Here is a 6,009-nt window from a genome sequence, read left to right as displayed (position 1 = left end):
TACCGCACGGGCGACCGGGTGCGGTGGGGCGCGGACGGCACCCTGGAGTTCCTGGGCCGCACCGACTTCCAGCTCAAGGTCCGCGGCTTCCGCATCGAGCCGGGCGAGATCGAGTCGCGTCTCGTGGAGCACCCGGAGGTGCACGCGGCGGTGGTGCTGGCGCGCGAGGACGTGCCGGGCGACACGCGCCTGGTGGCGTACGTCGTGGCGGACGGGACGGTGGAGGTGGACGGCCTGCGCGCGCACTTGGCGGAGCGGCTGCCGGCGTACATGGTGCCGGCGGCGTACGTGCGCCTGGACGCGCTGCCGCAGACGCCCAACGGCAAGACGGATCGCAGGGCGCTCCCGGCGCCGGAGGGCGACGCCTACACGCGCGGCGGCTTTGAGGCCCCCATGGGCGACATGGAGCAGGCGCTGGCGGAGATCTGGGCCGACGTGCTGCGCGTGGAGCGGGTGGGCCGGTGGGACGACTTCTTCGAGCTGGGCGGGCACTCGCTGCTGGCGGTGCGGGTGCTCACGCGGGTGCGGCAGGGGCTGGGGGTGGAGGTGGCGCTGCGCGACCTCTTTGTCCGCCCCGTGCTGGCGGACCTCGCGCGCGAGCTGGAGGGGGCCGCGCACGCGCAGCTGCCCCCCATCGTGCCCGCCCCGCGCCACGGGCACCTTCCGCTCTCGTTCGCGCAGCAGCGGCTGTGGTTCCTGGAGCAGCTGGGCAACCTGGGGAGCACGTACCACACGCGCGCGCCGCTGCGCCTGCGCGGCGCGCTGGACCGCGACGCCCTGGGGCGCGCGCTGGACGCCATCGTGGCGCGCCATGAGGCCCTGCGGACGACCTTCGTGGAGGTGGACGGCGTGCCCGGGCAGCGCATCGCGCCCGCGGACGCCGGGTTCGCGCTGGTGGAGCACGACCTGGACGGGCACCCCGACGCGCAGGCGGAGCTGGGCCGGCGGATGGACGAGGCGGCGAACGCACCCTTCGACCTGGAGCACGGGCCCCTCGTCCGCGGCGCGCTCCTCCGGCTGGCGCCCGACGACCACGTGCTGTTCCTGGCCATGCACCACATCGCCAGCGACGGCTGGTCCATGGGCGTGCTGTTCGAGGAGCTCTCCGCCCTTTACGCCGCGTACGCGCGGGGCGCGGAGCCGCGGCTTCCCGCGCTGCCGGTGCAGTACGCCGACTACGCGGCCTGGCAGCGGCGCTGGGTGGAGGGCGACGTCCTGCAGGCCCAGGCGGACTACTGGGCGCGGACGCTGGCCGGCGCGCCGGAGCTGCTGGAGCTGCCCACGGACCACCCCCGCCCCGCGCAGGTGGACCACGCGGGCGCGCTGCTGGCCCTGGAGCTGGACGAGGCGCTCACGGCGGGGCTCAAGGCGCTGTCGCGGCGGCACGGGACGACGCTGTTCATGACGGTGCTGGCCGGGTGGGCGGCCGTGCTCAGCCGCCTCTCGGGCCGCGACGACGTGGTGGTCGGCACCCCCGTGGCCAACCGCGGGCGGCCGGAGATCGAGGGGCTCATCGGCTTCTTCGTCAACACGCTGGCCCTGCGCGTGGACCTTTCCGGCGCGCCCACGGTGGCGGAGCTGCTGGGGCGGGTGAAGGAGCGGGCGCTGGGCGCCCAGCACCACCAGGACATCCCCTTCGAGCAGGTGGTGGACCGGGTGGCCCCGTCCCGCACCCTGTCGCACACGCCGCTCTTCCAGGCGATGTTCACCTGGCAGGACGCGCAGCGGGGCGGCGGGCTTTCGCTGCCGGGGCTGGCCGTGGCCGGCGTGGCCGGCGGGGACGCCGGGGTGCAGGCCAAGGTGGACCTGGCGCTCTCGCTGCGCGCCACGGGAGACCGCGTCACGGGCAACGTGACGTACGCCACGGCGCTCTTTGACCGCGAGACGGTGGAGCGCTGGACGGGCTACCTGCGGCGCGTGCTGGAGGAGATGGCGGCGGACGAGCACCGGCCCGTGGAGCGGCTTCCGCTGCTGGGCGCGGACGAGCGCGCCCTTCTCCTGGAGGCGTGGAACCGCACGGAGACGGAGTACCCGCGCGACGCCTGCGTCCACCAGCTGTTCGAGGTCCAGGCGGCGCGCACCCCCGGCGCCGAAGCCGTGGTGTGGGAGGGGCAGGCGCTGACCTACGGGGCGCTGAACGCGCGGGCCAACCGGCTGGCGCACCACCTCCGCGGGCTGGGCGTGGGCCCGGACGTGCCCGTGGGGATCTGCGTGGAGCGCAGCCTGGAGCTGGTGGTGGCCCTCCTGGCGCTGCTCAAGGCGGGCGGCGCGTACGTGGCCCTGGACCCCGACCTTCCCGACGAGCGCCTGCGGACCATGCTGGACGACAGCCGGCCCGCGGTGCTGCTGGCGCACGCGTCGCTGGCGGCGCGCCTGGGCGGGATGGACGTGCCCGTGCTGGCCGTGGACGCCGACGCGCCGCGGTGGGCAGGGCTGCCGGAGACCAACCCGGAGGGCGTGGGCGTGGGCCCGGAGCACCTGGTGTACGTCATCTACACCTCGGGCTCCACGGGCCGCCCCAAGGGGGTGATGAACACGCACCGCAACGTCGTCAACCGCATCGCGGGCATCCAGGCCCGGTGGCGGCTGGAGGCCGGTGAGTCGGTGCTGCAGAACGCGTCCCTCAGCTTCGACGTCTCCGCGTACGAGCTCTTCTGGCCCCTGATGCGGGGCGCCCGCGTGGTGATGACGCGCCCCGACGGCCACCGCGACCCGGCGTACCTGGTGGAGACCATCCGCCGGTACGGGATCGGGACGGCCAGCTTTGTCCCCTCGTCGCTGCAGGTGTTCCTGGAGCAGCCGGGGGTGGAGGCGTGCACGTCGCTGGTGCGCGTGCCCTGCGGCGGCGAGGCGCTTCCGCCCGCGCTGGTGCGGCGCCTCCACGAGCGGCTTCCCCACGCCTCCCTGTACAACCGCTACGGCCCGTCCGAGGCCGCCACGGCCGTCGTGGGGGCCGCGCGGGTGACGGAGGAGACGGGCGGCCCCGTCCCCATCGGCCGGCCCATGCCCAACGCGCGGGCCTACCTGCTGGACCGCGCCGGCCAGCCCGTGCCCCTGGGCGTGGCAGGCGAGCTGTGCATCGGCGGCGCGGGGGTGGGGCGCGGCTACCTGGACCGGCCGGGGATGACGGCGGAGCGGTTCGTCCCCGATCCGTTCCGCGCGGAGCCGGGCGCGCGGATGTACCGCACGGGCGACCTGGCGCGGTGGCGGGCGGACGGGACCCTCTCGTTCCTGGGCCGCACGGACTTCCAGGTCAAGGTGCGCGGCTTTCGCATCGAGCCGGGCGAGGTCGAGGCGCGGCTGCGGGAGCACCCCGGCGTGCGCGAGGCCGTCGTCCTCGTCCGCGAGGACGCGCCGGGCGACCGGCGGCTGGTGGCGTACGTGACGGGCGGCGAGACGGGCGCGGACGTGCTCCGCGCGCACCTGGCCGAGCGCCTGCCGGAGTACATGGTGCCGGCGGCGTACGTGCGGCTGGAGCAGATGCCGCTCTCCCCCAACGGCAAGCTGGACCGCCCCGCGCTCCCCGCCCCCGAGGCGGACGCGTACGCGGCGCGCGAGTACGAGGCGCCCGTGGGCGAGACGGAGCAGGCGCTGGCGGAGATCTGGGCCGAGGTGCTGGGCATGGACCGGGTGGGCCGCCGCGACAACTTCTTCGAGCTGGGCGGGCACTCGCTCCTCGTGGTGCGGGTGATCGCGCGCATGCGCCGGCGCGGGCTGCACGCCGAGGTGCGGGCGCTGTTCACGTCGCCCACGCTGGCGGCCCTGGCGGCGGAGGTGGGCGGCGCGCCCGCCGAGGTGGAGGTGCCCGCCAACCGGATCCCCGCCGGGTGCGGGCGCATCACGCCGGACATGCTCCCCCTGGTCTCCCTGGAGCAGGCGGAGATCGACGCCGTCACGGCGGGGGTGGAGGGCGGCGCGGCCAACGTGCAGGACATCTACCCGCTGGCGCCGCTGCAGGAGGGCATCCTCTTTCACCACCTGATGACCACGGAGGGCGACCCGTACCTGCTGGGGACCGTCTACGGCTTCGACAGCCGGGACGGCCTGGACCGGTACCTGGACGCGCTGCAGGCCGTGATGGACCGCCACGACGTGCTGCGCACGGCGGTGGTGTGGGAAGGCGTGCGCGAGCCGGTGCAGGTGGTGTGGCGCCAGGCGCGGATCCCCGTGGAGGAGGTGGCGCTGGACCCGGCGGGCGGGGACGCGGCGAAGCAGCTGTACGCCCGGTTCGATCCGCGGCACCACCGCATCGACGTGCGCCGGGCGCCGCTCCTGCGCGCGTACGTGGCCCGCGACGCGGCCGCGGACCGCTGGCTGCTCCTGGCCCTGCGCCACCACCTGGTCAGCGACCACACGGCGCTGGAGGTGATGCAGTCCGAGATCGACGCGTACCTGGCGGGCCGCGCCGGCGCGCTTCCCGCGCCCGTGCCGTTCCGCGACCTGGTGGCGCGGGTGCGGCTGGGCATGCGCGAGGGGGAGCACGAGGCGTTCTTCCGCGGGATGCTGGGCGACGTGGACCAGCCCACGGCCCCGTTCGGGCTGCTGGACGCGCGCGGCGACGGCACCGGGATGGACGTGGCGGCGCGGTGGGTGGACGCCGGGCTGGCGGCCCGGCTGCGTGAGCGCGCGCGGGCGCTGGGCGTGAGCGTGGCGACGCTGTGCCACGTGGCGTGGGCCCAGGTGCTGGCGCGCGTCTCGGGCCGCGACGACGTGGTGTTCGGCACGCTGCTCTTTGGCCGGATGAGCGGCGGCGAGCACACCGAGCGCATGATGGGCCCCTTCATCAACACGCTCCCCGTGCGCATCCGGGTGGCGGAGCAGGGGGCCGAGGCGGGCGTGCGGCAGACGCACGCGCTGCTGACGAGGCTCATGCGCCACGAGCACGCCCCGCTGGCGCTGGCCCAGCGGTGCAGCCGCGTGGAGGCGCCGGCGCCGCTGTTCACGGCCATCCTGAACTACCGCCACAGCGTGCTCCCGGCGCCCCCGGGCGCGGCCGGCGCGGCGGGGGACGGGATGCGGCGCCTCTACGGCGAGGAGCGGTCCAGCTACCCGCTCTCGCTGAACGTGGACGACGTGGGCCACGCCCTGGCGCTCACGGCCAAGGTCCGCGTCCCGGGCCAGGCCGCGCGGGTGTCGGCGCTCATGCACACGGCCCTGGAGGGGCTGGCGGAGGCGCTGGCGACGGCGCCGGGGCGGCCCCTGGACGGCATCGACGTGCTGCCGGCGGAGGAGCGCGCGCGGGTGCTGGAGGCGTGGAACGGCACGGAGGCGGACTACCCCGATCCGTCGTGCGTGCACCACCTCTTCGAGCAGCAGGCGGAGCGGACGCCGCGCGCGGCGGCCCTGGTGTTCGACGGGGGCGCGATCACCTACGGGGACCTGAACGCCCGGGCCAACCGGCTGGCGCACCACCTGGCGCGCCGCGGCGTGGGCCCCGACGTGCCCGTGGGCCTGTGCCTGGAGCGCGGCCCGGAGATGATCGTGGCCCTGCTGGCGGTGCTCAAGGCGGGCGGGGCGTACGTGCCCCTGGACCCGGAGTACCCGGCGGAGCGGCTGGAGCACATGCTGGCCGACAGCGCGCCCGCCGTGCTGCTCACGCAGGCGTCGCTCGCGGGGATGTTCGCCGGCGCCGTCGTGCCGCGCATCCGCCTGGACATCGACGCGGCGGCGTGGACCGACGCGCCCGACACCAACCCGGCGGCGGCGGGGCTCACGCCGGAGCACCTGGCGTACATCATCTACACCTCCGGCTCCACGGGCCGGCCCAAGGGGGTGATGAACCAGCACCGCACGCTGGTGAACCGCATTGCGTGGGGGCGCCGGACGTGGAAGACGGGCGCCGACGACGCGGTGCTCTGCAAGACGTCGCTGAGCTTCGACGGCCACGTGCGCGAGATCTTTCTTCCCCTGGCGGCGGGCGCGCGCATCGTGCTCGCCGCGCCCGGCGGGCACCGCGACCCGGCGTACCTGCTGGACGTGATCGGCCGCGAGGGGATCACCGCCGTCAAC

At 75.7% G+C, this 6,009-nt stretch carries 1 protein-coding gene; it reads left to right on the top strand.

Annotation, left to right across the window (positions count from 1 at the left end; all coding sequences use genetic code 11):
* Nucleotides 1–6,009 (top strand): non-ribosomal peptide synthetase (locus VFZ20_RS21650; protein WP_329686032.1); only part of this gene is annotated, 6,009 nt, incomplete at both ends.

This window comes from Longimicrobium sp. (assembly GCF_036280135.1).
In the GTDB taxonomy this organism is placed as follows: Bacteria; Gemmatimonadota; Gemmatimonadetes; order Longimicrobiales; family Longimicrobiaceae; genus Longimicrobium.
Note: the sequence above shows the minus strand (reverse complement) of the source record. Positions and strands in the feature narration are given on the sequence as shown.